Source organism: Acidovorax sp. 1608163 (assembly GCF_003669015.1).
Taxonomy (GTDB): Bacteria; Pseudomonadota; Gammaproteobacteria; order Burkholderiales; family Burkholderiaceae_C; genus Acidovorax.
The window spans coordinates 4,146,343-4,173,044 of sequence record NZ_CP033069.1 but is presented as its reverse complement, the minus strand read 5'-3'; the positions used below and the strand labels follow the sequence as shown (position 1 = coordinate 4,173,044).

Here is a 26,702-nt window from a genome sequence, read left to right as displayed (position 1 = left end):
TTGGTTACCGTTCTTGCGTAACGATGGCATCTTTTGACAGCATGAAAACCTAGGATGCATCCTTTTCAAGGAGATCCGATGGCCGTGCAAAACCCCTTCTTTGGCAAGCGTGAACCCGATTCGTTCCAGCGCAATGCCGCCACCAACCCCTCCGTCAATGGCTTGAACAGCCTGAACTCAGGTGCCGCGTCATCGGTGGGTCCATCGGGTGGTGGCCTCACGGGCAACAAGCCCGTGGCGGCCTCGGGCAGCGACAGCTCGGGCAGCAAGCTCACCGTGGGCCCCAACATCAAGCTCAAGGGCGTGGAGATCACCGATTGCGACACGCTGGTGGTCGAAGGCACGGTGGAAGCCACGATGGATTCGCGCGTGATCCAGATCTCCGAGAACGGGGCCTTCAAGGGCTCGGCTGAAATCGACATTGCCGAGATCCATGGCGAATTCAATGGCACCCTCACCGTGCGCCAGAAGCTCGTCATCTACAGCACGGGCAAGGTGAACGGCAAGATCCGCTACGGCAAGCTGGTGGTGGAAGAGGGCGGGCAACTGGCCGGCGAGATCGAGGCCGGTTTCAACAGCGCCAGCGCGGCCACGCGCCCCGCCATTGCGGCGCCTGCGGTGGTGCGCGCAGAGCCTGCCATTCTGGCGGCCTGAGGGAATCGCTTGTTCTGACAGTCTGTGGGCGATCTCCCTTATGAGATCGTCCACGGGTTCTTAGCCTTGGGCAGGCGCCTGTGGCTTGGGCAGCGGCCGTGGGCGGCCGTTGGCGTCGATCGCCACATAGGTCAGCGTGGCCTCGGTCACCTTCACGTAGCGGCCCTGGTCTGAAAAGCGTTCGGCATACACCTCGACCTGCACGGTCACCGAGGTGTTGCCCACGCGGTTGATGTGCGAGAAGAACGACAGGATGTCGCCCACGCGCACCGGTTGCTTGAACACAAACTCATTGACGGCCACGGTGGCCATGCGGCCCTGCACGTAGCGCGCGGGCAGCACCGATCCGGCCAGGTCCACCTGCGCCATCACCCAGCCCCCAAAAATATCGCCATTGGCATTGCAGTCGCCCGGCATGGGGATGACTTTGAGCACCAGTTCGTGGTCGCAGGGCAATGCAGCGGGTGGTGGGCTGAAGGAAGCAGACATGGGCACAATCACTAGATAACAACAATCAGGATTGTCCCCCATGCGCCAACGCGGCGACTCCGCCCCCCCACATTCCCCTCCAAACCCCTCTGCGGCTGCAGTTGCTCCGGCCACCGCACCGCACCAGCCCACAGACTGGGTCACCATCCGGCGCCTGCTGCCCTACCTGTGGCAGTACAAGTGGCGCGTGGTGGCCGCCATCGTGTTCATGGTGGGGGCCAAGCTGGCCAACGTCGGCGTGCCCGTGCTGCTCAAAACGCTGGTGGACGCCATGGACATCTCCGCCAGCAGCCCCACCGCGCTGCTGGTGGTGCCCGTGGGGCTGCTGCTGGCCTATGGGGCGCTGCGGCTGTCCACTTCGCTGTTCTCAGAGTTGCGCGAACTGGTGTTTGCCAAGGCCACGCAGGGCGCCGCGCGGGCCATTGCGCTGCAGACCTTCGAGCACCTGCACCAGCTGAGCTTGCGCTTTCACCTGGAGCGGCAGACGGGCGGCATGACGCGCGACATCGAGCGCGGCGTGCGGGGCATCGAGTCGCTCATCTCCTACACCCTGTTCAACGTGGTGGCCACGCTGATCGAGGTGGCGCTGGTGCTCACGGTGCTGGCGCTCAAGTTCGACGTGTGGTTTGCCTGGATCACCATCACCGCGCTGGTGGTCTATATCGCCTTCACGGTGTGGGTGACGGAGTGGCGCACGCGCTTTCGCCGCGAAGCCAACGAGTTCGATTCGGCCGCACACACCAAGGCGGTGGATTCGCTGCTGAACTACGAAACCGTCAAATATTTCAACAACGAGGCCTTTGAAGCCCGCCGCTACGACGAGAGCCTGGAGCGCCTGCGGCTGGCGCGGCTCAAGAGCCAGACCACGCTGTCCATGCTCAATGCGGGCCAGCAGTTCATCATTGCCATCGGGCTGGTGGCCATGCTGTGGCGCGCCACCCAGGGCGTGGTCGATGGGCGCATGACGCTGGGCGACTTGGTCATGGTCAACGCGTTCATGATCCAGCTCTACATCCCGCTCAACTTCCTGGGCGTGATCTACCGCGAGATCAAGCAGAGCCTCACGGACCTGGACAAGATGTTCGTGCTGATGGACAAGGAGCGTGAGGTGGCCGATGCGCCCGGTGCGCAGCAGCTGCAAGGGCTGGCACAGCCCACGGTGCGGTTTGACGACGTGCACTTTGCCTATGACCCAGAACGGCCTATTTTGCAAGGCGTGAGCTTTGAGATCCCTGCAGGCAAAACGGTGGCGGTGGTCGGGCCCTCGGGCTCGGGCAAGTCCACGCTGGCGCGGCTGCTGTTTCGGTTCTACGACATCCAGCAAGGTCGCATCACCATCGCCGGGCAAGAGATTCGCAGCGTGACGCAGGCCAGCGTGCGCCAGGCGATTGGCATCGTGCCGCAGGACACCGTGCTCTTCAACGACACCGTGGCCTACAACATTGCCTACGGCCGCACGGGCGCCACGCAGCAAGAGGTGGAGGCCGCAGCCAGCGCAGCGCGCATCCACGGCTTCATCGCCAGCACACCCAAGGGCTACGCAACACAAGTGGGCGAGCGGGGGCTCAAGCTCTCGGGTGGCGAAAAGCAGCGCGTGGCCATTGCCCGCACGCTGCTCAAGAACCCGCCCATCCTCATCTTTGACGAAGCCACCAGCGCGCTGGACTCGGCCAACGAACGCGCCATCCAGGCCGAGCTGCAAAGCGCGGCGCAGAACAAGACCACGCTGCTCATTGCCCACCGCCTCTCCACGGTGGTGGACGCGCACGAGATTCTGGTCATGGATGCGGGCCGCATCATCGAGCGCGGCACGCATGCGCAACTGCTCGCCCTCAATGGTCGCTACGCCAGCATGTGGGCATTGCAACAAAGCGATGGCGCTGCCTGAAGCGCCCCTTGCTGCGGCCCTGTTTGAACACCTTGTCCTACTAACGTTGAACCCATGAAGCCTGTCCTGCTTACCCTCACTTTCCTGTCGGAAGAACACCGCGCCCAGATGGCCGAGGTGTTTGAAGTCCTCTACGCCGCCGATGCCGCATCGGCTGCGGCGGCCATTGCCGAGCATGGCCCCCGCGTGCGGGTGGCGCTCACCATCGGCGCCATCGGCTTGTCGCCCGCGCAGATCGATGCGCTGCCCGCCCTCACGCTGATTTGCGTGCTGGGCGCGGGCTACGAGAACGTGGCGGTAGACCATGCCAAGGCGCGCGGCATTGTGGTGGCCACGGGCGCGGGCACCAACGACGACTGTGTGGCCGACCACACCTGGGGCCTGCTGATTGCCGCGCAGCGCCGCATCCTGCCGCTGGACAAGGCCACGCGCGCAGGCATCTGGCGCACGGCCTTGCCGCTGCCGCCCAACGTGTCGCACAAGCGCCTGGGCATCATCGGCCTGGGCACCATTGGCAAGAAGATCGCGCAGCGTGCCCTGGGCTTCGAGATCGAGGTGGGCTACCACAACCGCAGCGCACGCACCGATGTGCCTTACCGCTACTTTGCCGACGTGACGGCACTGGCCGAGTGGGCGGACTTTCTCGTCATCGCCACGCCCGGTGGTGCTGCTACCCGGCACCTGGTCAACGCTGCGGTGCTGAACGCGCTGGGCTTGCGCGGCGTGGTGGTCAATATCGCACGCGGTAGCGTGATTGACACCACCGCCTTGGCCGTTGCGCTGCGCGAGGGCCGCATTGCCGCAGCGGGCCTGGACGTGTACGAGAGCGAGCCCGCGCCCCCGGCCGAGTTGCTGGACCTGGACAACGTGGTGCTCACGCCCCATGTGGCGGGCTGGTCGCCCGAAGCGGTGCAGAACTCGGTGGACCGCTTCATGGAAAACGCCCGCCGCCACCTCGCGGGCGAAGCACCTGTGACGCCGTTATGAGCATCAAAATGGCCGCTAGCGCTTATGGGATAAGCGCTGCAAGCTATCAAATGTGTAGCAATTGCGGTAGATGTGGCTTTGGCTGCGCCAGGGGCGTGGCATGACGCTGGACCTGGCCGACCTGCAGCAACGCCTGCGCGCTTTTGCCGCTGCCCGCCAATGGCAGCCGTACCACACGCCCAAGAACCTGGCCATGGCGCTGATGGTGGAGGCGGCCGAGCTGCAGGAGCTGTTCCAGTGGCTCACGCCCGAGGAGTCGCAACAGCTCACCGCCGACCCTGCGCGCAAAGAGCGCGTGGGTGAAGAGATGGCCGATGTGTTGCTCTACCTGCTGCAACTGGCCGACCACACCGGTGTGGACCTGCGCGAGGCGGTAGAGCGCAAGCTGGTGAAGAACGCGATCAAGCACCCGGTGCCGCCCGTTGGTACGGCTTCGGTGGATTGACCCCGGAGGCCGCTCCCCCCATCCGTTCACGCTGAGCCTGTCGAAGCGCCGTGCAAGGCTTCGAGAGGGTCAGCCCGAACGGTTTTGATTGTGATGAGGACCGCGCGAATCCGCGTCACGCGCCCTCTGAATACCCCTTGGGCCAGCCGCCGCTGGCATGGTTGCACTCTTGCCAGTCGCGCCCGCGCGGGGTGTGGCCGATGCCGGGGTTGAAGGTGTTGGTCGGGTCCAGCGACTGGTAGAAGCCTGCCAGCGCGGGCTTGGCCACGTAGAGGTGGCCCACGTTGTGCTCGGCGGGGTACTCGGCGCGGCGCTCGTCCAGCAGCTCCCACATGCGGTGCTCCATGGCCAGCGGGTCCACGCCCTTCTTCACGATGTAGTCCTGGTGGAAAACATGGCAGAAGAAGTGGCCGTAGTACAGCTTGTGCACCACATCGCGCTCCACGTCCTGGGGCAGTTGCTCCACCCATTCGCGGTCGTTGCGGCGCAGCGCAATGTCGAGCGCCACGATGTCTTCGACCTCGCTGCGGTGCACCTCGCGGTAGCGGATGGCCGCGCCTGCGATCGCAAAGCGGTGCAGGAAGGCTTTGCGCCCTTCGTCGGCATCGCATTCAAACCAGCCGCCTGCGGTGTGCGCGGGCGCAAAGTGCTCGGCCAGGAAGGCGCGCGTGGCCTCCACCTGGTCGTTCGATACGCGCACCAGTAGGTGGTGCTCGTACAGGTCGCGCCACTGTCGCACGCGCCGGGGCAGGTGGCTGGGCAGCAGGCGGGTCACGGCCTGGATGGCGTGGTCCACAAAACCGCGCATCCCGAGGCGTTCAAAGAAACCGTCCCACTTGCTCTTGAGCGCAAAGGCTGCAGGCACCCGGGCCGTGCCAAAGCGGTCGATGAGCAGGAAGGTGTCCTTGCCGTACTTCTCGCCAATGTCGAACGCGGTGCGGTGGATGTATTCACCGGCAATGGGCGGGCGCGGCAGTGCGGTGAGCAGGTGGCGGCGCACGGCGGTGAGGTCTTCGGGCGCGTTGCTGCCGATGTAGAACACCGTGCTGGGTTCTTTGGGAAAGGTATCGAGCCGCACGGCAAACAGGCACACCTTGCCTGCGGAGCCCGAGGCCTCGAACAGGCGCGACGGGTCGGCATTGAAGCGGGCGGGGCTGTCGGCGTCCACGGCGCGCACGTCCTGGGCGTAGCGGGCGTCGGATGCGGCGCGCTCAGGCTCGTGGCGCACGTCGGCTTCGGTGTAGCTGCCGCTTTGCAGGCGGGTCAGGATGTCTTCGGGCGTCTGGCCCAGCTCGATGCCCAGGTGGTTCACCAGCTCCAGCGTGCCGTCACCCTTCACGCGGGCGTACAGCGCCAGCTCGGTGTAGGCGGGGCCCCGGCGCACCAGCGCGCCGCCCGAGTTGTTGCAGATGCCGCCCAGCACCGAGGCGCCGATGCACGACGAGCCAATGACCGAGTGCGGTTCGCGGTTGAAGGGGATCAGCGTCTGCTCCAGCCGGTCGAGTGTGGCGCCGGGCAGGCACACCACCTGTTCACCACCGCGCACCACCTGCACACCGGTGATGCGCAGCGTGTTCATGAGGATGATCTCGCGGTCGTACTGGTTGCCGTCGGGGGTGGAGCCTCCGGTCAGCCCGGTGTTGGCCGCCTGCATGATGACGATGCGGTCCGCCGCCACGGCGGCCTGCAGCACCTTCCACTGCTCCAGCAAGGTGGCGGGCCGCACCACGGCCAGCACCGGGCCTTCGCCGGTGCGGTGGCCTTTGCGAAAGCGGCGGGTGGCCTGGTCGTCGGTCAGGACGTGGGCGGCGCCCACGGCATCACGCAGTTGGGCCAGCAGGGCCTCACGGGAGACGGGGGAGACAGGGGAGATGGGGGCGGCGGCGTTCATGCTTCGCGCACCAGCAAGTCAGCGGAGATGTCGGCCACCTTGGCCACGCTGGTCAGGGTCATGGCCACGCGCATTTCTTTCTCCAGCAGCTCCAGCAGGTGCTTCACACCGGCCTCGCCGCCTGCGGCCAGTGCGTAGATGTAGGCGCGGCCAATCATGGCGCAGTCGGCGCCCAAGGCCAGGGCGCGCACCACGTCCAGCCCGTTGCGGATGCCCGAGTCGGCCAGGATCTTGATCTGGCCCTTCACCGCGTCGGCAATGGCGGGCAGCGCGCGGGCCGACGACAGCACGCCATCCAACTGGCGGCCGCCGTGGTTGGAGACGATGATGCCGTCCGCGCCAAAGCGCACGGCGTCCTTGGCGTCTTCGGGGTCGAGGATGCCCTTGATGACCATCGGGCCCTTCCAGAAGGCGCGAATCCACTCCAGGTCTTTCCAGGAGATGGACGGGTCGAAGTTGGCGCTGAGGTAGCCCATGTAGTCCTGCAGGCCCGTGGGGCTGCCCCGGTAGGCCGAGATGTTGCCCAGGTCATGCGGGCGGCCCAGCAGACCTACGTCCACGGCCCAGTGCGGGTGCGTCATCGCCTGCCAGTAGCGGCGCAGCGCTGCGTTGGGGCCGCTCATGCCCGAATGCGCGTCGCGATAGCGTGCGCCCGGCACGGGCATGTCTACCGTAAACACCAGGGTGGTGCAGCCTGCGGCCTGCGCACGCTCCAGCGCGTTTTGCATGAAGCCACGGTCTTTGAGTACGTAGAGCTGGAACCACATGGGGCGTTTGATCATGGGCGCCACCTCTTCGATGGGGCAGACCGATACGCTGGACATGGTGAACGGAATGCCGTGCCTGCTGGCCGCGCGGGCGGCCTGCACCTCGCCGCGGCGGCGGTACATGCCCGTCAGGCCCACTGGCGAGAGGGCGACAGGGATGCTGAGCTTTTCGCCAAACAGCTCGATGCTGGTGTCGAGCTGGCTCATGTCCTTGAGCACGCGCTGGCGCAATGCCACGGCGGCAAAGTCATCCACATTGCGGCGCAGTGTCTGCTCGGCATACGAGCCACCGTCGATGTAGTGGAACAGGAAGGGCGGTAGAAACTTTTGCGCCACCGTGCGGTAGTCGGCGCTGGAGGAGATGATCATGGTGGTGGCTGTCTCAGGTCTTGGGGGCTAGATCCAGGGGCAGGCGCATGGAGCGTTCGCGCCGTGCGCGGTCTTCGTCCATGCGCTGGATGGTGGTGCGCACATGCTCCAGGTGCTCGCCGATGCAGGCGCGTGCGCGCTGTGGGTCGCCGTCCAGAATGGCCTGCATCAGCGCCTGGTGCTGCGCCGTGAGCGCCTGCAGCGTGACGGGGGCACTCAGGCGGAACATGTCGTGGCGGTTGCGCTCCACGGTGGAGAGCACCACGGTGAACAGGCTGTGCATCACCTGCACCAGCACCAGGTTGTGCGAGGCTTCGGCAATGGCCAGGTGGAACTGCGCGTCGGCGCGTGCTGCCAGCTCGGCGTGGCCGCCTTGCTGGTGCTGCAGCATCACTTCAAAGCAACGCTGGATGTGCGCCTTGTCCTGCGCGGTGGCGCGCTGCGCGGCCAGCCAGGCGGTGCTGGTTTCGAGCGCGTGGCGCGTTTCCAGCACGTCGTAGCGGTAGTGGGGGTCCGATTCGATCAGGCCCGCCAGCGGCACCATGGCTTCCTGCAGCCACTCGGCAGGTTTGTTCGATTGCTGCACGTAGGTGCCGTCGCCGCGCCGGGCCGAGAGCACGCCCTGGCTGGTGAGCTTCTGGATGGCTTCGCGCACTGAGGTGCGCGACACCCCCAGCTCCTCGGCCAGTTGCCGTTCGGCGGGCAGCTTTTGTCCGGGCTGCAGTCCGCGGTCTTGCACCAGGGCAAGCAGTTTTTCGACAACGTGATCGGCTAGGCGCATGGGGGCTCTCAGATTCAGGGTTTCAATGACCCGGAATCATCCACGTAAACACATAGGCCTGCAGCGTGCAGATGATGCCGATGATGGCGGCGAACACCAGGCTGTGCTTGACGGTGAAGCGGAACAGGTCCGATTCCTTGCCCGCCAGGCCTACGGCCGCGCAGGCAATGGCAATGGACTGGGGCGAAATCATCTTGCCGGTGACGCCGCCGGTGGTGTTGGCCGCCACGGTGAGCACGGGCGACAGGCCCAACTGGTTGGCCGTGGTGGCCTGCAGCGCGCCAAACAGGGCGTTGGCCGAGGTGTCCGAGCCCGTGAGGAACACGCCAATCCAGCCCAGGAAGGGCGAGAAGAACGTGAACGCCTTGCCCGTATGGGCCAGCGCCAGGGCCAGCGTGGCCGACAGGCCGGAGTAGTTGGCCACGAAGGCAAAGGCCAGCACCATGCCGATGGAGTAGATCGGGATGACCAGCTCGCGCACCGTCTCGCCCAGCGTGGCCACGGCCTTGGCGGGGGAGAAACGGGCGAAGGCGATGGTCAGGATGGCCGCAATCAGGATGGCGGTGCCGGTGGCGGCCAGCCAGTTGAAGGTGTACACCGCGCCATATGGCGTGGCCTGTGCGACCACGGGCGGCATCTTGGCGACCAGCTTGTCCAGCATGGGCACGGGGATGTTGATGATGGTGGAGGCCAGCGGGCCGCCTGCGGCGAACAGCGCCTTGAAGGGCTTGATGCTCCAGATCGTGACCATGCCCGTCAGGATGATGAAGGGCGACCAGGCCTTGATGATGGCGCCTGCGGTGAGGGGCGCAGTGCTGGCGGCCACTGGCTTGGCAGCGGACGTTGCCGTGCTGTCGCTGGTGTCAAAGCGGAAGATGCGCTTGGGCTGCCACACCTTGAGGAAGGCCGTGAGGGCAATCAGCGAGACGATGGCCGAGGTGATGTCAGGCAGCTCAGGGCCAATGTAGTTGGCGGTGAGGAACTGCACCACGGCGAACGAGCCGCCACCCACCAGCACGGCAGGCCAGGTCTCCTTCACGCCGCGCCAGCCGTCCATGATGGCCATGATCCAGAACAGCACCAGGATGGTCATGAAGGGCAGCTGGCGTCCGGCCATCTGACCGATGAGGAAGGGGTCAATGCCCGACACCTGGCCCGCCACGATGACCGGAATGCCCATGGCGCCAAACGCCACGGGGGCGGTGTTGGCGATCAGGCACAGGCCGGCGGCGTACAGCGGCTTGAAGCCCAGGCCCACCAGCAGCGCAGCGGTGATGGCCACGGGGGCGCCAAAGCCAGCTGCGCCTTCCAAAAACGCACCGAAGCAGAAACCCACCAGGATGAGCTGCAGGCGCTGGTCGTGCGTGACGGATAGGATGGAGCTGCGGATCACATCAAACTGCCCGGTCTTGACCGACAGCTTGTACAGAAACACCGCCGCCACAATGATCCAGGCGATGGGCCACAGGCCATAGAAGAAGCCATACACGGCCGAGGCCAGCGCGGCGCTCACGGGCATCTTGTAGAACAGCAGCGCTACGCCCAGCGCCAGCAGCACCGTCACGGTGCCCGCCTGGTAGCCCTTAAGCCGCAGCTTGGTCAGCGCCAGAAAGAAAAAGACGATGGGGATGAGGGCTACGAGCGCGGAGAGCCAGATGTTCCCGGCCGGGTCATAGTTTTGTTGCCAGAGGGTTTGCATAACGGTAAGTGAGGCATTGAAACGCAGACAAAGGCCAGGGGCCCATGGCTTTCTTCACCGCAGTGGATGCGCCGCCTTGGGGGGCAGCGTTGTCTCCGGCCACTGGCCCCACAGGCCGGGGGGCTGAGGGGTGGGCTGGCATGAAGGCAGGCTGTGCGCTTGTCCCTCATTGGCAGACGTTGAGTTAAATTGGTATGACCAAAAATAACCAATCCGTGCGAATTGGTCGTATTTTGGGCGGTGTGATAGGGTGATATTTATAGGGTAAATACCGAGTTATGGTCATTTGCCTGGATTTTGGTTTGTTGGTCGTACCAATTTAACGTGATTAGCCAGACCGCCTGAGTGTGGTTGTGCGGTGTGGTCTTGGGCGATTCCAGTGCGGGATGGGTGGGCCATCGGCAGGCACCGCGCGCTGTGCATGCTAGGCCGTTTGGGGCATAAAAAAAGCTTCTAGCGCTTGCTGATCAAGCGCTAAAAGCTATGGTTTTAGGAGCGTTTGGGGCTTACTTGCCTGCCGCAATCGCCTTTTCAGCGGCGGTCACCAGGTCGGCGCCGATCTGGCTCTTCCACTTGTCGTACACAGGGCGCGTGGCCTTCACGAAGGCGTCGCGTTCAGTGGCGGAGAGCTGCGTCACGGTCACGCCATTGGCGGCGATTTCCTTGAGCAGGGGCTTGTCGGCTTCGACCATGCCTTTGCGGGCGATGGCGATTTCTTCCTTGCCAGCGTCGATGGCGGCCTGCTTGACGATCTCGCGGTCGGCGGGCGTCCAGCTGTTCCAGATGTCCTTGTTCACCACAAACACCAGCGGGTCGTTCACGTAGCCCCACATGGTGATGTGCTTTTGGGCCACGGTGTGCAGCTTGGCGGCCTGATAGACGGCAATCGGGTTCTCTTGCCCATCCACGGCGCCGCTGGCAAAGGCGGGCTGCGCGTCGGCCCAGCTCATTTGCGTGGGGTTGGCGCCCAGGGCGGTGAAGGTGTCGAGGAACAGGGGCGAGCCCACGACGCGGATCTTCAGGCCCTTGAGGTCGGCAGGGCTCTTGATGGCCAGCTTGGAGTTGGAGATTTCGCGGTAGCCGTTCTCACCCCAGGCCAGGGGCATCACGCCTGCCTTGTCCAGCGTGGCGAAGATCTGCTTGCCGACATCACCCTGCGTCACGGCGTCGACGGCGGCGTAGTTGGGGAACAGGAAGGGCAGCGAGAACAGGTTCAGGGCCTTGACCTGGGGCGACCAGTTGATGGTGGAGCCGACGGCCATGTCGATCACGCCCTGGCGCAGCGCGCTGAACTCGCGCGTCTGATCGCCCTGGATCAGCGAGACGCCGGGGTACAGCTTGATGTTGATGCGGCCCTGGGTGCGCTCACGGACCTTGTTGGCCCACAGCTCGCCGCCCTTGCCCCAGGGGAAGGCGGTGCCCAGCACCAGCGACATGCGGTACTCGCTCTTGTACGCGGTCTGTGCGATGGCGGCAGGCGCGGTGAAGGCCAGGGCGGCCGCAGCGGCCACGGCCGAGGTCAGGAAGGTACGCAGTTTCATAAAGTCTCCTTGCTATAAAAAACGTAGCTTTCTGCGCTTTATAGATAAGCGCTAGAAGGCATTTTTGTCACATTCAATAACCCATCTGGGCGGGCAGCCACAGGGCGAGCTGCGGGAAGGCGATCACCAGCACCATCACGAGGAACATGGCGAACAGCATCCAGCCCACCCAGCGCACGGTCGATTCCATGCGCACACCGGCAATGCGGCAAGACACCATCAGGTTCACGGCCAGCGGGGGGGTGAACTGGCCCAGAGCGACCTTCAGGGTCAGGATCACGCCGAACCAGACCGGGTCCCATTTGTAGTGCTGCATGATGGGCAAGAGCAGCGGTACGAAGATCAGGAAGATCGAGATGCCGTCGAGGAACATGCCCACGGTGATCAGCAGCACGATGAGCAGTGCCAGCACGCCGTACTCGCCCAGGCCCGAGTTCACGATGGCGTTGGCCACCGGGTCGATCACGCCCAGTGTGGACAGCGAGTAGGCAAAGATGCCCGCGAGCGAGACCACGATGAGGATCACCGCCGACAGCTCGCCCGATTCGCGCAGGATGGGGAACAGGTCACGCACCTTGATCGTGCGGTGGATCACCATGCCCACGAAGAGGCCGTAGAACACCGCGACCACGGCGGCTTCCGTCGGCGTGAACCAACCTGCGCGCATGCCGCCCAAAATCAGCACCGGTGCGGCCAGGCCCCAAGTGGCCTCGCGCAGGCTCTTCCAGAATGGGGGGCGGGGCATGGTGGCTTCGAGCGCGCCCATCTTGTGCTTGCGCGCCATCCACACGGCGGGCACGATGAGCGCCACACCGGCCAGGATGCCGGGGATCATGCCGGCCGCAAACAGCGCGGGCACCGAGGCGCCCGGCACCAGCACCGAGTAGATGATGAAGGCGACGGACGGCGGGATCAGGATGTCGGTGGCGGCCGCGGCCCCCACCACGCTGGCCGAGAACGAAGGCGGATAGCCCGCGCGCGACATGGCCGCGATCATCACGCCGCCCACAGCCGCCGCATTGGCCGGGCCCGAGCCAGAGATGCCGCCCAGGAACATGGCCACGGCAATCGCCACCAGCGGCAGCATGCCGGGGCCGCGCCCGACGATGGCCACGGCAAAGTTGACCAGCCGCAGCGCCACGCCCGAGCGGTCGAAGATGGAGCCGACCAGCACGAACATCGGGATGGCCAGCAGCGGGTATTTGCCCAGCCCGGCGTAGAAGTTCTGCGGCACGGCCAAGAGGCCAAACCACTGGCTGTCGGCATTGGCCAGCGCGATGGCGGTGGCACCGGCCAGGCCCAGCGCGGCGCCAATTGGCACGCCCACGAACATCAGGCCCAGGAAGGCCACAAACAGCAGGGTGGCGATCATGCTTGGGCGTCCTTCGCGGCTTCAGCGCTGTCGTCGGCCGTGCTGCGGCTGCGGCGGATGAACAGGCCCACGGCGCGCGCCGTGATGAGCGCCGAGAACACGGGCAGCCAGACCGAATACCACCACTGCGGCACGCCAATGCCGGGCGAGGTCTCGCCAAAGCGGTAGTCGTCCCACACCACGCGCACGCTCAGCACGGCAATCACACCAAACAGCAGGGCCACGGTGGCCGCGCCCAGCATGGACAGGCGCTTGCTGCGCAAGGCAGAGCCGCCCTCGGCAAAGTACTCGATGCGGATGTGCTGGTCGCGTGCGACGGCGGCAGAGCCTGCGATGAGGGCCAGCGCGATCATCAGGAACACGGAGATTTCTTCGGTCCAGGCGAACGAGGAGTTGGTGAAGTAGCGCACCAGCACGTTGGCAAAGGTGATGAGCGCGAGGGCCGCCATGACGATGACGGTGAGCCAGTCTTCAAGGCGCAAAGAGCGGGGCTCGGCCTCTGGCTCAGACGGGCTGGGGGTGGGATTGGAGGACATGGGAGAGCAGGTGCGAAAAACGGTAAGACTTGCGCAAATAGGGTTGCAGCCGCCGCCTTTGCCGTGAGGCGGGCTGCTTGCCTGAGCCCTGTTTTGCACAAGCCATGAACAGAAGGGTTCTGAAAAGTCGCTGCCCCGTGGATGTTGTGCAACCCGGAACAGGACGCGGGCGCGCGATGAAAGCCCCCGTTACATTATGCGACGCATCGATAAGCACCCATAGCATTCGGATGGGGTGTAAACCCTCACCCGCGCCGCACGCCACAGCGTGGGCAGACGCGGATAATGCGGCCGATGGAAACCAAGTGGTTAGAAGATTTCGTCAGCCTCGCGGAAACGCGCAGCTTCAGCCGATCGGCCCAATTGCGGCATGTGACCCAGCCCGCCTTCTCGCGGCGCATCCAGGCCCTGGAAGCCTGGGCGGGCACCGATCTGGTAGACCGCAGTTCGTACCCCACGCGCCTCACGCCTGCAGGCAAGACGCTGTACGACCAAGCCCTGGAAATGCTGCAGGCCCTGCAAAACACCCGTGCCATGCTGCGCGCGCACACCAGTGCGGGCAAAGACATGATCGAGTTCGCGGTGCCGCACACGCTGGCGTTCACGTTCTTTCCGGCCTGGGTGTCGAGCCTGCATGACAAGTTCGGCCCCTTCAAAAGCCGCCTGATTGCGCTGAATGTGCACGACGCCGTGATGCGGCTGGTGGAAGGGGGCTGTGACCTGCTCATTGCCTACCACCACTCCTCGCAACCCTTTCAGCTCGATGCAGACCGCTACGAGATGGTGAGCCTGGGCCAGGAGGTGCTTTCGCCCTACAGCAAGCCCGATGCGGATGGCGAGCCGCTGTTCCGGCTGCCTGGCCGTGCGGGGCAACCGCTGCCTTACCTGGGCTATGCGCCGGGGGCTTATCTGGGGCGGGTGACGGAGCTGATCCTCAAGGAGTCCGCCACGCCCATCCACCTGGAGCGGGTGTACGAGACCGACATGGCCGAGGGCCTGAAGGCCATGGCGCTGGAGGGGCATGGCGTGGCCTTTCTTCCGCACAGCGCGGTCAAGAAAGAACTGCGTGCCAAGCGGCTGGTCAGCGCCGCCCCATCGGACACGGATGGGCTGCAAATGCTCATGGATGTGCGCGCCTACCGCGAGAAGCCAGCGGGCAAAGAGGCCCCCAAGGGCACTGCCCAGGCCCTGTGGGCCTACCTGCAAACGCAAGCCAACCCATGCTAAGGGTAAATACCGACATAAATATTTTGCATAGTTGGGCGCGCAAACGGCATTGGAATTTCACAGGGGCGACACGTAAAGTTCGCGCCGTGCGCTTCGGGGCTCCGCCATACGCCGCAGTGGCTGCGTGATGGCACGAAGATTGCAAACACCTGTTTTCAGTTTATTCACCGAGAGGCCGCATGAAACATCAGCATTGGGGATTGGCATGGTGCCTTGCGGCCCTGTGCTGCGCATCTGCCGCCTCGGCCGCCACCGTGCTGGAGCGCATCAGCGCGGGTGGCAAGCTGGTGATTGCCCACCGCGAGTCGGCCGTGCCGTTCTCGTATGTCGATGCCGCCTCGGGCAAGCCCATAGGCTATGCGATGGATTTGTGCCTGCGTCTGGCCGAGGTGGTGCGCAAGAAGGCGGGCGCCAAAAACATGGACGTGGAGTTCGTGATGGTGTCGCCCTCCAACCGCATGGAAATGATTGAGCAGGGCAAGGCCGACCTGGAGTGCGGCTCCACCACCAACAACGCCGAGCGGCGCCAGAAGGTGGCCTTCACGGTGCCGCATTTCATCACCGGTGCGCGCCTGCTGGTCAAGGCCGCCAGCCCCATCGACCGCCTGGAAGACTTGCAGGGCAAAACCCTGGCGTCCACCAAGGGCACTACGCCGCTCAAGGCCGTGGTGCAGGCTAACCGTGAGCGTCTGATGGGCATTCAGATCGTGGAAGCCCCTGACCATGCCCGGGGCGTTGAGATGGTGGAAAAGGGCGAGGCCGATGCCTTTTTGATGGACGATGTGCTGCTGTACGGTCTGGCTGCATCGCGCCCCGACCCTAAGGCACTGAAGGTGGTGGGGCGGTTTGTCACCACCGAGCCGCTGGCCATCATGCTGCCCAAGAACGACCCGGACTTCAAAAAACTGGTGGACGATGAAATGCGCCGCCTGGTCACCAGCCGCGAGATCTATCCCATCTACGACAAGTGGTTTGCCCAACCCATTCCGCCCCACAACAAGCCGCTGAACATCCCGGTCAGCTACCTGTTGAGGGACTTTTGGAAGTACCCTACCGACCAGGTTCCGTTCTGAATAAGATCGCTGGTAGCGTAGTTTCATCTGGAAGCATTTGCTTGGCTTGCAAGACAGGCCGGGCAGCGCGCTCAACCCCTCCCTTTTCGATAACCCCCTAAGGAGATACTCATGAAAAAACATTTGCTGGCAATTGCCGTGACCGCTCTGGCCGCAGGCAGTGCGTTTGCCCAAGCCACCGACACCCTGGCCAAGATCAAGGCCTCCGGCAGCGTGACTCTGGGGGTGCGTGAGTCCTCTGGCCTGTCCTACACATTGGGCAATGGCAAGTACGTGGGCTTCCATACCGAAATGGGTGAAATCGTTCTGCACGATATCCAGAAGCAACTGGGTTTGGCCAAGCTGGACATCAAATACCAGCCCGTGACATCGCAAAACCGCGTGCCTTTGGTCACCAACGGCACGGTGGACCTGGAGTGCGGCTCCACCACCAACAACGCTACGCGCCAAAAGGATGTGGCGTTTGCTGTGACCACCTACGTGGAAGAAGTGCGCATGGTGGTGAAGGCCAACTCCAACATCACCTCCATCAAGGACCTGAACGGCAAGAGCGTGGCGACCACCACAGGCACCACTTCGGTGCAAACCCTGCGCAAGCATGAGCGCGCTGGCGGCATCGACTTCAAGGAAGTGTTCGGCAAGGACCACGCCGACAGCTTCCTGCTGTTGGAAACGGGCCGTGCAGACGCCTTTGTGATGGACGGCTCCATCCTGGCTGCCAACGTCTCCAAGGCCAAGAACCCTGCCGACTACAAGATCGTGGGCGAAGTGCTGAGCGTGGAACCCATCGCCTGCATGCTGCCCAAGGACGACGCTGGCTTCAAGAAGGCCGTGGACGACTCCATCAAGCGCCAGATCAAGGACGGTTCGCTGGCCAAGCTGTACGACAAGTGGTTCATGCAACCCGTGCCACCGACCAACACCAAGATTGGCCTGCCCATGTCGGATGCTACCAAGGCGGCTTGGGCGAACCCCAACGACAAGCCCATGGAAGACTACGCCAAGAAGTAATTCTTGAATGACTGCTGCCCCTTCGAACAGCGGGTTTGAAGGGGCTTTTTTGTTGGGCCGGCACAAGGTTGTGCCCAATGCAATATCAAGACATTAAAGGGGTGATCCTATGAGTTGGGATTGGCAGGTGTTCTGCCAGGACACCATGGAGCGGGAGGTGGTGCAGGGCTGCTTTGGCAAGGGCGGCGACATCACGTACCTGGACTGGATGCTGTCGGCCTGGGGCTGGACGGTTTCTGTTTCGCTGCTCGCGTTGTTGCTGGCCTTGGTGATTGGCGCGGTGATTGGCACCTTGCGCACGTTGCCCAACAGTCCGATGGTGGTGCGCCTGGGCAATGCGTGGGTGGAGCTGTTTCGCAACATACCTTTGCTGGTGCAGATTTTCTTGTGGTACCACGTGCTGCCCACCCTGATTCCGGCCATGAAGAGTGTGCCGGGCTTTGTGCTGGTGGTGTTTGCGCTGGGCTTTTTCACTTCGGCCCGGATTGCCGAGCAGGTGCGCTCGGGCATTCAGACCTTGCCACGCGGCCAGCGTTACGCTGGTTTGGCTGTGGGTTTCACCACGTTCCAGACCTACCGCTATGTGCTGCTGCCCATGGCGTTTCGCATCATCATCCCGCCGCTGACCAGCGAGACGATGAACATCTTCAAGAACTCGTCGGTGGCGTTTGCCGTGTCGGTGGCCGAACTCACGATGTTCGCCATGCAGGCGCAGGAAGAGACCTCGCGCGGCATTGAGGTGTACCTCGGGGTGACGGGGCTTTACATCATCTCGGCCTTTGCCATCAACCGCATCATGGCGTTCATCGAAAAGCGTGTGCGGATTCCTGGCGTGGTGATTGCCGGTGCCTCGGGCGGAGGCCATTGATATGAATCTCGACTTTTCGTTTTACAACTGGGACCTGATCTCCAACTTCGTGCTCAAGGGGCTGTATTTCAGCCTGATGCTCACGGTGGTGGCCACGATTGGCGGTGTGGTGTTTGGCACGCTGCTGGCGCTCATGCGCCTGTCGGGCCGCAAGTGGCTGGATGTGCCGGCCACCATCTATGTCAACGGCATGCGCTCCATTCCGCTGGTGATGGTGATTCTGTGGTTCTTCCTGCTCATGCCCGCCATCATTGGCCGCCCCATCGGGGCGGAAGTGTCGGCGGTGGTGACGTTCATCGCTTTCGAGGCGGCGTATTTCAGTGAGATCATGCGCGCGGGCATCCAGTCCATTCCCCGTGGCCAGGTGTACGCAGGCCAGGCCCTGGGCATGACCTACGGCCAGAACATGAAGCTCGTGGTGCTGCCCCAGGCGTTTCGCAACATGCTGCCGGTGCTGCTCACGCAGACCATCATCTTGTTCCAGGACACCTCGCTGGTGTACGCCATCGGTGCGTATGACATGCTCAAGGGCTTTGAAGTCGCTGGCAAGAACTTTGGTCGCCCGATTGAGGCCTACCTGGCCGCAGCGGCGCTGTATTTTGTGATGTGCTATGCCTTGTCCTGGATGGTCAAGCGCTTGCACCAGAAGATCGCCATCATCCGGTGATCCGAGAGATTGAGGAATAAACAATGATCGAACTCAAGAACGTATCCAAGTGGTATGGGCCCGTGCAGGTGCTCAACGAGTGCTCGGCCACCATCCAAAAAGGCGAAGTGGTGGTGGTGTGCGGCCCTTCAGGCTCCGGCAAGTCCACGCTGATCAAGACCATCAACGCGCTGGAGCCCTTTCAAAAGGGTGAAATCTCGGTGGATGGTGTGAAGCTGCACGACCCCAGCACCAACTTGCCCAAGCTGCGCAGCCGCGTGGGCATGGTGTTCCAGCACTTCGAGCTGTTCCCTCACCTGTCGGTGACGGACAACCTGACGATCGCGCAGATCAAGGTGCTGGGCCGCAGCGCGGACGACGCCAAGAAGCGCGGCCTGAAGATGCTGGAGCGCGTGGGCCTGATCGCCCACAAGGACAAGTTCCCCGGGCAGCTCTCGGGCGGCCAGCAGCAGCGCGTGGCCATTGCCCGTGCGCTGAGCATGGACCCCATCGTGATGCTGTTCGACGAACCCACTTCGGCGCTTGACCCCGAAATGGTCGGCGAAGTGCTGGATGTGATGGTGGGCCTAGCCAACGAAGGCATGACCATGATGTGCGTGACCCACGAAATGGGCTTTGCCCGCAAGGTGAGCAACCGCGTGATCTTCATGGACGTGGGTGGCAAGATCCTGGAAGACTGCTCCAAGGACGACTTCTTCAACAACCCCGATGCACGCCAGCCGCGCACCAAGGATTTCCTCAACAAGATCCTGCAGCACTGAACTGTTCTCACGGTTTGCGAAAAAAGGCACCTTCGGGTGCCTTTTTGTTGGCCGTTGCGCTGGTGAACGTGCCGCGGTGGGGCGCTTTGTACCCTTTAATCGGACACCTTCCTTTGCACGCCAACCGCCCATGACTGCCATCCTCCGATTTCTGCTGCGCGCGAAGTGCCTGCCCCGCAACGCCAGCTTGGCGCCAGCGGCAAGGCTTATGGGCGCCACCCTGCTGTGCTGCCTGCCTTGGCTGGCATCGGCCAATCCACAGTCTCCTCAGGCGCAGGCCTGTGCATTGCTCAAAGCCGTGGCCCAGACCGCGCAACTGGCGGGCGAGGGGCTTGCCACGGGGCGCTATGGTTGCCAGTCGCCGCACGAAACCGCCGATGGCTGGGTGTTTGCGCTGCAATACTTGGAGCCGTCGAAATCCTCGGGAGAACCCCGGCGGCTGGGGCATTTTCTGGTGGATTTGGACGCTGAGACCGTCACCCCCTGGGCCCCGCCATCGCGCACGCTGTCTTCTACAGAGGCACGCCCCAGCGGTGCTGCGGAGGGGGCCGTTCCTGTGCGGGCTTGCGGTGTGGCGTTTGATCTGCCTTCCCAGTACCGCATCACCCGGCCTGTCCGGTCTGTCTCGCGGCAAGGGGTGCGCATGTGTGCATTCGATGTGGTGCCCGCGCAGCCCACGCCCAAGCAGCTGGAGTGCAAGGATGAGGCGGAAGGTGGGAGCCCTCCCTACCCATTGTGTGACTGGGACATCAGTGCCGGCCTAGATTGGCCCACGGTGCAGGTGGCCCGCACGCGATTGGATGCAGACCACTTGCCCCTGGACCCCTTCAACTTTGAGCGGGGGGCTTGGCGCACGCCCAATGCCCATGCGCCAGCGCAGCCCTCCACCAAGGTGTCTTTCTTCGGTCGACAGGCCCGGTATGGCGAAGTGCTCATGCGCGCTTCATGGCACCGCACCAAGGCCCAGCCTGCCGTGAGCATGCATGCCGGCACCAGCAGTGCGGATGCCTATCTGTTGCAGCTCACGCCACAACTGGCGGTGGTGCTGGTATCGCCCCCTTGGACTCCGCTGCGCACAAGAGTGAGGGGGTAGGTGGGTGCCACACTTTTTGCCGTAGCCTGCGCGCAGCTGGTCGGCCCAGTGAAGAGCCCTGATGCAAAGTGCTGCAGACGCAGCGGGCGTTCATAAAGGGCGGTGCAGCGCAGTGGCTGCGCAGCCGCTCTCCAGAAGACAAAAGCGCTTTGGGGCGTGTTGCTTGCGCGGCGCTTCTTCTGCACCCGCTCGAGCGGCTAGCGCTTGCCCCGCCGTCCCGCAGGGGCGTGGCTGTCCACGATGAGCTGCGCCTCCACATCCTTCCAAAGGCCATCGCGGCGCTGGAGGGTTTCGGGCACCGCTGCATGCCGCAACTGGGCCACGGCCGACACCAGGGCGTTGCACAGGAAGAAGGCGGCGGTGTACGAGTCGAACGGTGAAGCATTGGACGTGCGCACCAGCACGCGTTGGTGGGCCAGGGCCGCCAAGGGCGCGGCACTGCTGTCGGTGATGCTGAAGACCTGCGCGCCAGCATCCCGAAACCGCTGCGCCACCTTCACCGGGCCACTGGCGTAGCGGCGGATGCTGAAGGCCAGCAGCACATCCTCGGGCTGCACCCACAGCAATTGATCGGTGGTGTCTATGGCCCCGGCGCCTAGCTCTTGCACGCCGGGGCGGCACATGTTCAGGTGCAGGGCCAGCCAGGCGGCCACGGGGGCGCTGTTGATCTGCGCCAGCACATACACCCGGCCGGTGCCCTCGGCCAGGCGGGTGGTGATGGCCTCAAAGGCCGCCATGTCCAGCCCGTCGCGTGTGGCGTTCAGGTTGTGCTGGTCGTGCAGCAGGGCGTCGTCCACGCACTGCTGCAGGCTGCGCTCGGTGCCGATGGTGACGGGCGCGCGCTGCCCCGCCGTCTGCAGCAGCGCCGTGACTTCGGCACGGGCCTCGCGCTGGGCTTCGGCATAGCTGGCGTAGCCCAGTTTGGCAAACAGCCGTACCACGGTCGAGGCACTGGTGCCGTGGCGCGTTGCCAGGGCGGTGGCCGATTCCAGCAGCGCATGGGGGTAGTCACGCTCCAGGCCTTCGGCCAAGGCGCGCTCGCTGCTGGTGAGTGTGGCGCTTTGGCGGGCCAGGCGTTCGGTCAGCAAGGCGATGGGTGTTTGCAATGTAGATTTCATTGAATGGTGTTAATGAAAAAAGTATTGCAAACACCGGCAGCGCATGCAACACTTATCTGCAGATTTTGACCCCGCTGACGGGGCGCTACCCCATCGACGCAAGGAAACCATGCAAGACACTGCCGCAGCCCTCTCCACCGCCCTGACCATTGAGCCCGCCGTGCGCACCCAGGTGCTGGACTGGCTGGCCAGCCAGCAGCAAGCCATGCAGGACCTGCTGCAAAAAGTGGTCAACATCGACAGCGGCAGCCGCGATGAAGCGGGCGTGACGGCCGTGGCCCATGCCCTGGCCGAACGTTTGCAGGCTGCGGGCGTGCCTGTGCAGTTCGAACCCGTGCCTGGCTATGGCGTGTTGCTGCATGCGCAGGTCAACGCTGCAGGGGCCGGGGCGCCCATCATCCTCATGGGGCACATGGACACGGTGTACCCCGCAGGCACGGTGGCCAAGCGCCCCTACCGCGAAGAAGCGGGCCGGGCCTACGGCCCCGGCGTGGCCGACATGAAGTCGGGCCTGGTGCTCAACGTGTTTGTGGCCGAGGCATTTGCGCGCTGCGGCGGCCTGCAGGCACCGTTGCACCTGTTCTTTTCGTGCGATGAAGAGATTGGCTCGCCCGCCACGCGCGACCTCATCACTGCCCGCGCGCGTGGGGCACGGGCGGTGCTCAATGCCGAGCCCGGCCGCGTCAGCGGCAACCTGGTCACCAGCCGCAAGGGCTCGATGGTGGTGGAGTTTGAGGTGCAAGGCGTGGCCGCCCACGCAGGCATCAACCACGCCGCAGGCGCCAGCGCCATCGACGCGCTGGCCCGCAAGACGCTGGCGCTGCACGCGCTGACCGACCCCGCCACCGGCATCACCGCCAACGTGGGCGTGGTGCAAGGCGGCATCGTGCCCAACATGGTGGCGCCCCACGCCAAGGCCGAGGTGGACCTGCGCTTTACCGCCGACACCGACCCCGATGCCTTGCTGGAGCGCGTGCGCGCCATCGTCGAAGAAGAATCCGTGCCCCGCACCCAGGGCCGCATCACCGTGGCCCGCCGCACCATGCCGATGAAGACCACGCCCGAGTACCTGCTGGCGCTGTACCAGCAGGGCGCACGGTCGCTGGGCTTTGAGGTGCAGGGCGAATTCACGGGCGGCGCGGCCGATAGCGGCCTCACCGCCTCGGTGGGTGTGCCCACGCTGTGCGCCACGGGCCCCGTGGGCGGCCACCCGCACACCGAGCGCGAATACTGCGAGCTGACCACCTTTGTGCCACGCGCACAGGCCGTGGCGCTGGCCGTGCTGGGCCACCCTTGATCTGCCTTGTTGAAACTTTCTCCTGATTTTTTGAGCTTACCGATGGCCATGAACACACCTTCCCGCCGCAGCCTTCTCTCCACCGGCCTGGGCCTTGCAGGCCTTGCCGCGCTGCCCGCCTTGGCACAAGACAAATTTCCTTCGCGCCCCATCACTCTGGTGGTGCCGTTCCCACCCGGTGGGTCGGTGGACATCATGGCGCGCCAATATTCCGAGCCGCTGTCGCGCGCTTTGGGCGTGCCCGTCATTGTCGAAAACCGCGCAGGGGCGGGCGGCTCGGTCGGTGCCTTGTATGTGGCGCGCGCCAAGCCCGATGGCTACACACTCGTGGTCTCGTCCCAAAGCAGCCACCTGGCCAACCCGCTCACGCAGCCCAAGGTGGGCTACGACGCGGTCAAAGACTTCGAAAACATCGCCATTCTGGGCCGCCAGCCCAACGCCCTGGTGGTGCACAGCAGCTTGCCGTTCAAGACCTTCAAGGAATTCATCGACTACGCCAAGAAGAACCCCGGCAAGCTCAACTACGGCAGCGGCGGCGTGGGCAGCATGGGCCAGCTCAATGTGGAAATGCTCAAAGTCTCCACGGGCGTGTTCACCACGCACATCCCTTACCGGGGCGGCACGCCGCTCATCACCGGCGTGCTGGCCAACGAGGTGCAGTTCATCCTCGACAACCTGGTCATCATGCTGCCCCACATCCAGGCGGGCAAAGTGCGCGCCCTGGCCGTGGCGGCCGACCAGCGCCTGCCCCAGCTGCCCGACGTGCCCACCCTGGCCGAAGTGGGCTACCCCGAGCTGAACCTCACCTCCTGGACCGGCCTGGCCGCCCCTGCCGGAACGCCCGAGGCCGTGGTGCAGACCCTGTACAAGGCCGTGCGCCAGGTGGCCACATCGCCCGCCATGATTGCCAACCTCAAGGACCGCGGTGTCATCCCGCCCGAAGAAATGGCCCCGGCCGCCTTTGAAAAGATGATGGCCGATCGCCTGGTGAAGTTTGGCGCCGTGGTCAAGCGCGCAGGCATCACTGCCGAGTGATCGAGATTTGAAGCCATTTAGCGGCCTAGCGCTTGATGAATAAGCGCTGGCAGCTATTGATTTTGTAGCGATTGGCGGGCTGCCGCCGGGCGCTGTGCCCCCGTGTCGGGCGTGCCTGGCGCCCGGTGCCGCGAGGGTTGGTGGGACAATATCGCCCCATGACTGCAGCACTCCAAACCCTCACCATCACCCGCCCCGACGACTGGCACCTGCATGTGCGCGACGGCGAACCTCTGCACACCGTGGTGCCCCACACCGCCGCCCAGTTTGGCCGGGCCATCATCATGCCCAACCTGCGCCCGCCCGTGACCACGGCCGATCAGGCCCTGGCCTACAAACAGCGCATCCTGGCCGCCGTGCCCGCAGGCGTGAGCTTCGAGCCGCTGATGACGCTGTACCTCACCGACAACCTGCCGCCCGAAGAAATCGTGCGCGCCAAGGCTGCTGGTGTGGTCGCCTGCAAGCTCTACCCCGCTGGCGCCACCACCAACAGCGATGCGGGCGTGACCGACCTGCGCAAGACCTACAAGACGCTCGAAGCCATGCAGAAGGCGGGCATGCTGCTGCTGGTGCACGGCGAAGTGACCAGCAGCGACATCGACCTGTTCGACCGCGAGGCCGTGTTCATCGAGCAGCAGCTCATCCCGCTGCGCCGCGACTTTCCTGAGCTGAAGATCGTCTTCGAGCACATCACCACCAAGGACGCCGCCGACTACGTGATGCAGGCCGACGGCTTCACCGCTGCCACCATCACCGCGCACCACCTGCTGTACAACCGCAACGCCATCTTTGTGGGCGGCGTGCGCCCCCACTACTACTGCCTGCCCGTGCTCAAGCGCGAAACGCACCGCGTGGCCCTGGTGCAAGCCGCCACCAGCGGCAGCAGCAAGTTCTTTCTGGGCACCGATAGCGCACCCCACCCCGCACACCTCAAAGAGCACGCCAGCGGCTGCGCAGGCTGCTATACGGCCCATGCGGCCATGGAGATGTATGCCGAGGCGTTCGACAACGCCGGTGCGCTGGACAAGCTCGAAGGCTTTGCCAGCTTCCACGGCCCCGACTTCTACAACCTGCCGCGCAACACCGGCACCATCACCCTGCGCCGCGAATCGTGGACGCCGCCCGAGAGCTTCGTTTTTGGCGAAGCCAACCTCAAGCCCCTGCGCGCCGGTGAAGCGTTGCCGTGGCGCCTGGTGTAGGAGCCTGTCGGATTTGCAGCCCACGATTTCCAAGTCTGACAGGCTCCTGGCGCGCATTGACTGGGCGGCCCCCTGGCTGCAGCCCTGGCGCGCGGTGGGCGAGCCGCTGGCTGCGCGCATAGCGGCCGCCACGGCAGACATGGCTGCGGCGCCAGCCGATGAAACAGAGCCGGGCCTGCCCGTGCATGCCGCCTTGTCTGCGGCCCCGGGCGCCCCCCTGCGCTTTGTGCCCCAGTCGGATTTGCCCGAAGGTACCACCTACGAGCAGCACATCTTTGACACCCGCTGCGTGCCCACGCGCGACAACCTGCACGACTTCTTCAACGGCCTGGTGTGGCTGCACTGGCCGCAGGCCAAGCGCCGCATGAACCAGCTGCAGGCCCAGGCCATTGCCGCCCAGGGCGTGGGCGCGGTGCGCGGGCCCTTGCGCGATGCGCTCACGGTGTTCGACGAAAACGGCGCCCTGCTGCAGGCGCCCGAACCCCTGTGGGCCGCGCTGCATGCACGCGACTGGCAGCGCCTGTTTGTTGACCTGCGCCCGCTGTGGGGGCAAGCCCGCTTGCTGCTGCTGGGCCATGCGCTGATGGAAAAGCTGGTGACACCCAGAAAACCCATGGTAGCGCACGTCTATAAAGCGCCACTAGCTATTGAATCCATAGCAAATCTGGACGCCTGGCTGGCCCAGGCCCTGCAGCCCGAACCCTGGGCGACCAAGCCCTTTGCGCCGCTGCCGGTGCTGGGCGTGCCCGGCTGGTGGCCGGCCAACCAAAGCGTATCGTTTTACGACGACGCTCAGGTGTTCAGGCCCGCCCGGGGCGGGGCAGCGCAGCGCTAATTCCCGCCGGGGCCTGGGGATTCGTGCCGTTTTGGGGTTTCGCCCTAACATCGGGCCATTCAAAGGGGCACATGGGGCGTGCCGTGGGTTGCAGCCAGCGATGGTCTTGATTCACGGCAGTCATCCCCCACTTAAATGCCCTGTGTCCTTGTTTCACCCACGGAGAAGCCATGAAACGGATCTTGTTATTTGTATTGACCAACCTGGCCGTTGTGCTGGTGCTGGGGGTAGTGGCCAGCCTGCTGGGCGTGAACCGCTACCTCACCGCCAACGGCCTGAACCTGAGCGCCTTGCTGGGTTTCGCGCTCATCATGGGTTTTGGCGGCGCGATCATTTCGCTGCTCATCAGCAAGCCGGTGGCCAAGTGGTCGTCTGGCGTGCGTGTGATTGACGGCAGCGGCTCGGCCGACGAGCGCTGGATTGTCGAGACCGTGCGCAAGTTTGCCAACGAAGCCAAGATCGGCATGCCTGAAGTGGGTATTTTTGAAGGCGACCCCAATGCGTTTGCCACGGGCGCGTTCAAGAACTCGGCGCTGGTGGCCGTGTCCACCGGTCTGCTGCAAGGCATGACGCGCGAAGAAGTCGAGGCCGTGATTGGCCACGAAGTCGCCCACATCGCCAACGGCGACATGGTGACCATGACGCTGATCCAGGGTGTGATGAACACGTTCGTGGTGTTCCTGTCGCGCGTCATCGGCTACGCGGTGGACAGCTTCCTGCGCAAGAACGACGAGGAAAGCTCGGGCCCCGGCATCGGCTACTACGTGACCACCATCGTGCTCGACATCGTGCTGGGCTTTGTGGCTGCCATGATCGTGGCCTGGTTCAGCCGCCAGCGCGAGTTCCGTGCCGACGCAGGTGCCGCCCAGCTGATGGGTCGCCGCCAGCCCATGATCAACGCCCTGGCCCGCCTGGGTGGCATGCACCCCGGCGAGCTGCCAAAGAGCGTGGCCGCTATGGGCATTGCCGGTGGCATTGGCAAGCTGTTCAGCACCCATCCGCCGATCGAAGAGCGCATTGCTGCCCTGCAAAACGCATCGGCTGCACAAAACTCTTGATCCGGAATCCCTGACCCTGCAGCCATCGCTGCAGAGCCAGT

At 64.4% G+C, this 26,702-nt stretch carries 25 protein-coding genes; 16 read left to right on the top strand and 9 right to left on the bottom strand.

What is annotated here, in order from left to right:
- Window positions 1-78: 78 nt before the first annotated feature.
- On the top strand, window positions 79-654 hold the full coding sequence (locus tag EAG14_RS18515) for a polymer-forming cytoskeletal protein (protein WP_099657851.1): 576 nt from the start codon (window positions 79-81) through the stop codon (window positions 652-654).
- A gap of 60 nt (window positions 655-714) precedes the next feature.
- On the opposite strand, the gene EAG14_RS18510 is transcribed toward EAG14_RS18515, so the two are convergent.
- On the bottom strand, window positions 715-1,143 hold the full coding sequence (locus EAG14_RS18510; protein WP_099658997.1) for an acyl-CoA thioesterase: 429 nt from the start codon (window positions 1,141-1,143) through the stop codon (window positions 715-717).
- Between the two features lie 40 nt (window positions 1,144-1,183).
- Between EAG14_RS18510 and EAG14_RS18505 the strand changes: the two genes are divergently transcribed.
- The 3 genes from EAG14_RS18505 to EAG14_RS18495 all read left to right on the top strand — a co-directional run bounded on the left by EAG14_RS18505 (window position 1,184) and on the right by EAG14_RS18495 (window position 4,463).
- Entirely contained in the window at window positions 1,184-3,031 is a 1,848-nt protein-coding gene (locus tag EAG14_RS18505; RefSeq protein WP_121729753.1) for an ABC transporter ATP-binding protein/permease, read from the top strand.
- Between the two features lie 54 nt (window positions 3,032-3,085).
- The gene (locus tag EAG14_RS18500) at window positions 3,086-4,018 is read left to right on the top strand and encodes a 2-hydroxyacid dehydrogenase (protein ID WP_121729752.1); all 933 of its coding nucleotides are present in this window, start codon (window positions 3,086-3,088) and stop codon (window positions 4,016-4,018) included.
- Window positions 4,019-4,124: 106 nt separating this feature from the next.
- Window positions 4,125-4,463, top strand: coding sequence for a nucleotide pyrophosphohydrolase (locus EAG14_RS18495; protein WP_121730550.1), 339 nt, complete (start codon window positions 4,125-4,127; stop codon window positions 4,461-4,463).
- Window positions 4,464-4,578: 115 nt separating this feature from the next.
- Here the strand turns inward: EAG14_RS18495 and dld are convergent, their stop codons facing one another.
- From dld to EAG14_RS18460, 7 genes are all read right to left on the bottom strand, one after another.
- Window positions 4,579-6,354, bottom strand: a complete 1,776-nt coding sequence (gene dld, locus EAG14_RS18490; protein ID WP_121729751.1) for a D-lactate dehydrogenase — start codon at window positions 6,352-6,354, stop codon at window positions 4,579-4,581.
- A complete protein-coding gene (gene lldD / locus EAG14_RS18485; protein WP_121729750.1) occupies window positions 6,351-7,490 on the bottom strand; it encodes an FMN-dependent L-lactate dehydrogenase LldD in 1,140 nt (379 codons plus the stop codon). The genes dld and lldD overlap by 4 nt, the downstream gene beginning before the upstream one ends.
- 13 nt (window positions 7,491-7,503) lie before the next feature.
- Complete coding sequence (gene lldR / locus EAG14_RS18480; protein ID WP_121729749.1) at window positions 7,504-8,271, bottom strand: transcriptional regulator LldR; 768 nt, start codon at window positions 8,269-8,271, stop codon at window positions 7,504-7,506.
- A gap of 22 nt (window positions 8,272-8,293) precedes the next feature.
- The gene (gene lldP / locus EAG14_RS18475; RefSeq protein ID WP_099743025.1) at window positions 8,294-9,970 is read right to left on the bottom strand and encodes an L-lactate permease; all 1,677 of its coding nucleotides are present in this window, start codon (window positions 9,968-9,970) and stop codon (window positions 8,294-8,296) included.
- Between the two features lie 506 nt (window positions 9,971-10,476).
- On the bottom strand, window positions 10,477-11,511 hold the full coding sequence (locus EAG14_RS18470) for a DctP family TRAP transporter solute-binding subunit (protein WP_121729748.1): 1,035 nt from the start codon (window positions 11,509-11,511) through the stop codon (window positions 10,477-10,479).
- A 73-nt stretch (window positions 11,512-11,584) separates the two neighbouring features.
- On the bottom strand, window positions 11,585-12,883 hold the full coding sequence (locus EAG14_RS18465; protein WP_099743027.1) for a TRAP transporter large permease: 1,299 nt from the start codon (window positions 12,881-12,883) through the stop codon (window positions 11,585-11,587).
- Window positions 12,880-13,419 (bottom strand): TRAP transporter small permease, encoded by a 540-nt coding sequence (locus EAG14_RS18460; protein ID WP_121729747.1) that lies wholly within the window; start codon window positions 13,417-13,419, stop codon window positions 12,880-12,882. The genes EAG14_RS18465 and EAG14_RS18460 overlap by 4 nt, the downstream gene beginning before the upstream one ends.
- A gap of 294 nt (window positions 13,420-13,713) precedes the next feature.
- Here EAG14_RS18460 and EAG14_RS18455 point away from each other — a divergent pair, with 294 nt between their 5' ends.
- The 7 genes from EAG14_RS18455 (at window position 13,714) to EAG14_RS18425 (ending at window position 20,119) form a co-directional block, all read left to right on the top strand.
- Entirely contained in the window at window positions 13,714-14,646 is a 933-nt protein-coding gene (locus tag EAG14_RS18455) for a LysR family transcriptional regulator (RefSeq protein WP_121454330.1), read from the top strand.
- A 179-nt stretch (window positions 14,647-14,825) separates the two neighbouring features.
- Window positions 14,826-15,719 (top strand): amino acid ABC transporter substrate-binding protein, encoded by an 894-nt coding sequence (locus tag EAG14_RS18450; RefSeq protein WP_121729746.1) that lies wholly within the window; start codon window positions 14,826-14,828, stop codon window positions 15,717-15,719.
- Window positions 15,720-15,830: 111 nt separating this feature from the next.
- Entirely contained in the window at window positions 15,831-16,730 is a 900-nt protein-coding gene (locus EAG14_RS18445) for an amino acid ABC transporter substrate-binding protein (RefSeq protein ID WP_121729745.1), read from the top strand.
- 109 nt (window positions 16,731-16,839) lie between these two features.
- On the top strand, window positions 16,840-17,598 hold the full coding sequence (locus EAG14_RS18440; RefSeq protein WP_099657865.1) for an amino acid ABC transporter permease: 759 nt from the start codon (window positions 16,840-16,842) through the stop codon (window positions 17,596-17,598).
- Window position 17,599: 1 nt separating this feature from the next.
- A complete protein-coding gene (locus EAG14_RS18435) occupies window positions 17,600-18,265 on the top strand; it encodes an amino acid ABC transporter permease (protein WP_099657866.1) in 666 nt (221 codons plus the stop codon).
- Window positions 18,266-18,288: 23 nt separating this feature from the next.
- The gene (locus EAG14_RS18430; RefSeq protein ID WP_099657867.1) at window positions 18,289-19,026 is read left to right on the top strand and encodes an amino acid ABC transporter ATP-binding protein; all 738 of its coding nucleotides are present in this window, start codon (window positions 18,289-18,291) and stop codon (window positions 19,024-19,026) included.
- A 130-nt stretch (window positions 19,027-19,156) separates the two neighbouring features.
- Window positions 19,157-20,119, top strand: a complete 963-nt coding sequence (locus tag EAG14_RS18425) for a hypothetical protein (RefSeq protein WP_121729744.1) — start codon at window positions 19,157-19,159, stop codon at window positions 20,117-20,119.
- 197 nt (window positions 20,120-20,316) lie between these two features.
- Here EAG14_RS18425 and EAG14_RS18420 read toward each other — a convergent pair whose 3' ends face one another.
- Window positions 20,317-21,237: a MurR/RpiR family transcriptional regulator gene (locus EAG14_RS18420; protein ID WP_121729743.1), complete on the bottom strand. Its 921-nt coding sequence runs from the start codon at window positions 21,235-21,237 to the stop codon at window positions 20,317-20,319.
- Between the two features lie 109 nt (window positions 21,238-21,346).
- Here EAG14_RS18420 and EAG14_RS18415 point away from each other — a divergent pair, with 109 nt between their 5' ends.
- The 5 genes from EAG14_RS18415 (at window position 21,347) to htpX (ending at window position 26,661) form a co-directional block, all read left to right on the top strand.
- Complete coding sequence (locus EAG14_RS18415; RefSeq protein ID WP_121729742.1) at window positions 21,347-22,534, top strand: M20 family metallopeptidase; 1,188 nt, start codon at window positions 21,347-21,349, stop codon at window positions 22,532-22,534.
- Window positions 22,535-22,576: 42 nt separating this feature from the next.
- On the top strand, window positions 22,577-23,569 hold the full coding sequence (locus EAG14_RS18410; RefSeq protein WP_121729741.1) for a tripartite tricarboxylate transporter substrate binding protein: 993 nt from the start codon (window positions 22,577-22,579) through the stop codon (window positions 23,567-23,569).
- A gap of 158 nt (window positions 23,570-23,727) precedes the next feature.
- The gene (pyrC, locus tag EAG14_RS18405) at window positions 23,728-24,768 is read left to right on the top strand and encodes a dihydroorotase (protein WP_121729740.1); all 1,041 of its coding nucleotides are present in this window, start codon (window positions 23,728-23,730) and stop codon (window positions 24,766-24,768) included.
- A gap of 13 nt (window positions 24,769-24,781) precedes the next feature.
- Window positions 24,782-25,603 carry a DUF3025 domain-containing protein gene (locus tag EAG14_RS18400; protein ID WP_240456837.1) on the top strand — a complete coding sequence of 274 codons (822 nt, stop codon included), beginning with the start codon at window positions 24,782-24,784 and terminating at the stop codon, window positions 25,601-25,603.
- A 170-nt stretch (window positions 25,604-25,773) separates the two neighbouring features.
- Window positions 25,774-26,661: a protease HtpX gene (gene htpX, locus EAG14_RS18395; RefSeq protein ID WP_121729739.1), complete on the top strand. Its 888-nt coding sequence runs from the start codon at window positions 25,774-25,776 to the stop codon at window positions 26,659-26,661.
- The last annotated feature ends 41 nt before the right edge of the window (window positions 26,662-26,702 follow it).

Bases quoted from the DNA above. Each gene is read 5' to 3' on its own strand.
- EAG14_RS18415 (WP_121729742.1), top strand. From the start codon at position 21,347: ATGCAAGACACTGCCGCAGCCCTCTCCACCGCCCTGACCATTGAGCCC.
- EAG14_RS18505 (WP_121729753.1), top strand. From the start codon at position 1,184: ATGCGCCAACGCGGCGACTCCGCCCCCCCACATTCCCCTCCAAACCCC.
- EAG14_RS18465 (WP_099743027.1), bottom strand. From the start codon at position 12,883: ATGATCGCCACCCTGCTGTTTGTGGCCTTCCTGGGCCTGATGTTCGTG.
- lldD (WP_121729750.1), bottom strand. From the start codon at position 7,490: ATGATCATCTCCTCCAGCGCCGACTACCGCACGGTGGCGCAAAAGTTT.
- pyrC (WP_121729740.1), top strand. From the start codon at position 23,728: ATGACTGCAGCACTCCAAACCCTCACCATCACCCGCCCCGACGACTGG.
- lldP (WP_099743025.1), bottom strand. From the start codon at position 9,970: ATGCAAACCCTCTGGCAACAAAACTATGACCCGGCCGGGAACATCTGG.
- EAG14_RS18435 (WP_099657866.1), top strand. From the start codon at position 17,600: ATGAATCTCGACTTTTCGTTTTACAACTGGGACCTGATCTCCAACTTC.
- EAG14_RS18420 (WP_121729743.1), bottom strand. From the start codon at position 21,237: ATGAAATCTACATTGCAAACACCCATCGCCTTGCTGACCGAACGCCTG.
- EAG14_RS18455 (WP_121454330.1), top strand. From the start codon at position 13,714: ATGGAAACCAAGTGGTTAGAAGATTTCGTCAGCCTCGCGGAAACGCGC.
- EAG14_RS18440 (WP_099657865.1), top strand. From the start codon at position 16,840: ATGAGTTGGGATTGGCAGGTGTTCTGCCAGGACACCATGGAGCGGGAG.
- htpX (WP_121729739.1), top strand. From the start codon at position 25,774: ATGAAACGGATCTTGTTATTTGTATTGACCAACCTGGCCGTTGTGCTG.
- EAG14_RS18425 (WP_121729744.1), top strand. From the start codon at position 19,157: ATGACTGCCATCCTCCGATTTCTGCTGCGCGCGAAGTGCCTGCCCCGC.
- EAG14_RS18445 (WP_121729745.1), top strand. From the start codon at position 15,831: ATGAAAAAACATTTGCTGGCAATTGCCGTGACCGCTCTGGCCGCAGGC.
- lldR (WP_121729749.1), bottom strand. From the start codon at position 8,271: ATGCGCCTAGCCGATCACGTTGTCGAAAAACTGCTTGCCCTGGTGCAA.
- EAG14_RS18515 (WP_099657851.1), top strand. From the start codon at position 79: ATGGCCGTGCAAAACCCCTTCTTTGGCAAGCGTGAACCCGATTCGTTC.
- EAG14_RS18450 (WP_121729746.1), top strand. From the start codon at position 14,826: ATGAAACATCAGCATTGGGGATTGGCATGGTGCCTTGCGGCCCTGTGC.
- EAG14_RS18470 (WP_121729748.1), bottom strand. From the start codon at position 11,511: ATGAAACTGCGTACCTTCCTGACCTCGGCCGTGGCCGCTGCGGCCGCC.
- EAG14_RS18410 (WP_121729741.1), top strand. From the start codon at position 22,577: ATGGCCATGAACACACCTTCCCGCCGCAGCCTTCTCTCCACCGGCCTG.
- EAG14_RS18430 (WP_099657867.1), top strand. From the start codon at position 18,289: ATGATCGAACTCAAGAACGTATCCAAGTGGTATGGGCCCGTGCAGGTG.
- EAG14_RS18460 (WP_121729747.1), bottom strand. From the start codon at position 13,419: ATGTCCTCCAATCCCACCCCCAGCCCGTCTGAGCCAGAGGCCGAGCCC.
- dld (WP_121729751.1), bottom strand. From the start codon at position 6,354: ATGAACGCCGCCGCCCCCATCTCCCCTGTCTCCCCCGTCTCCCGTGAG.
- EAG14_RS18510 (WP_099658997.1), bottom strand. From the start codon at position 1,143: ATGTCTGCTTCCTTCAGCCCACCACCCGCTGCATTGCCCTGCGACCAC.
- EAG14_RS18500 (WP_121729752.1), top strand. From the start codon at position 3,086: ATGAAGCCTGTCCTGCTTACCCTCACTTTCCTGTCGGAAGAACACCGC.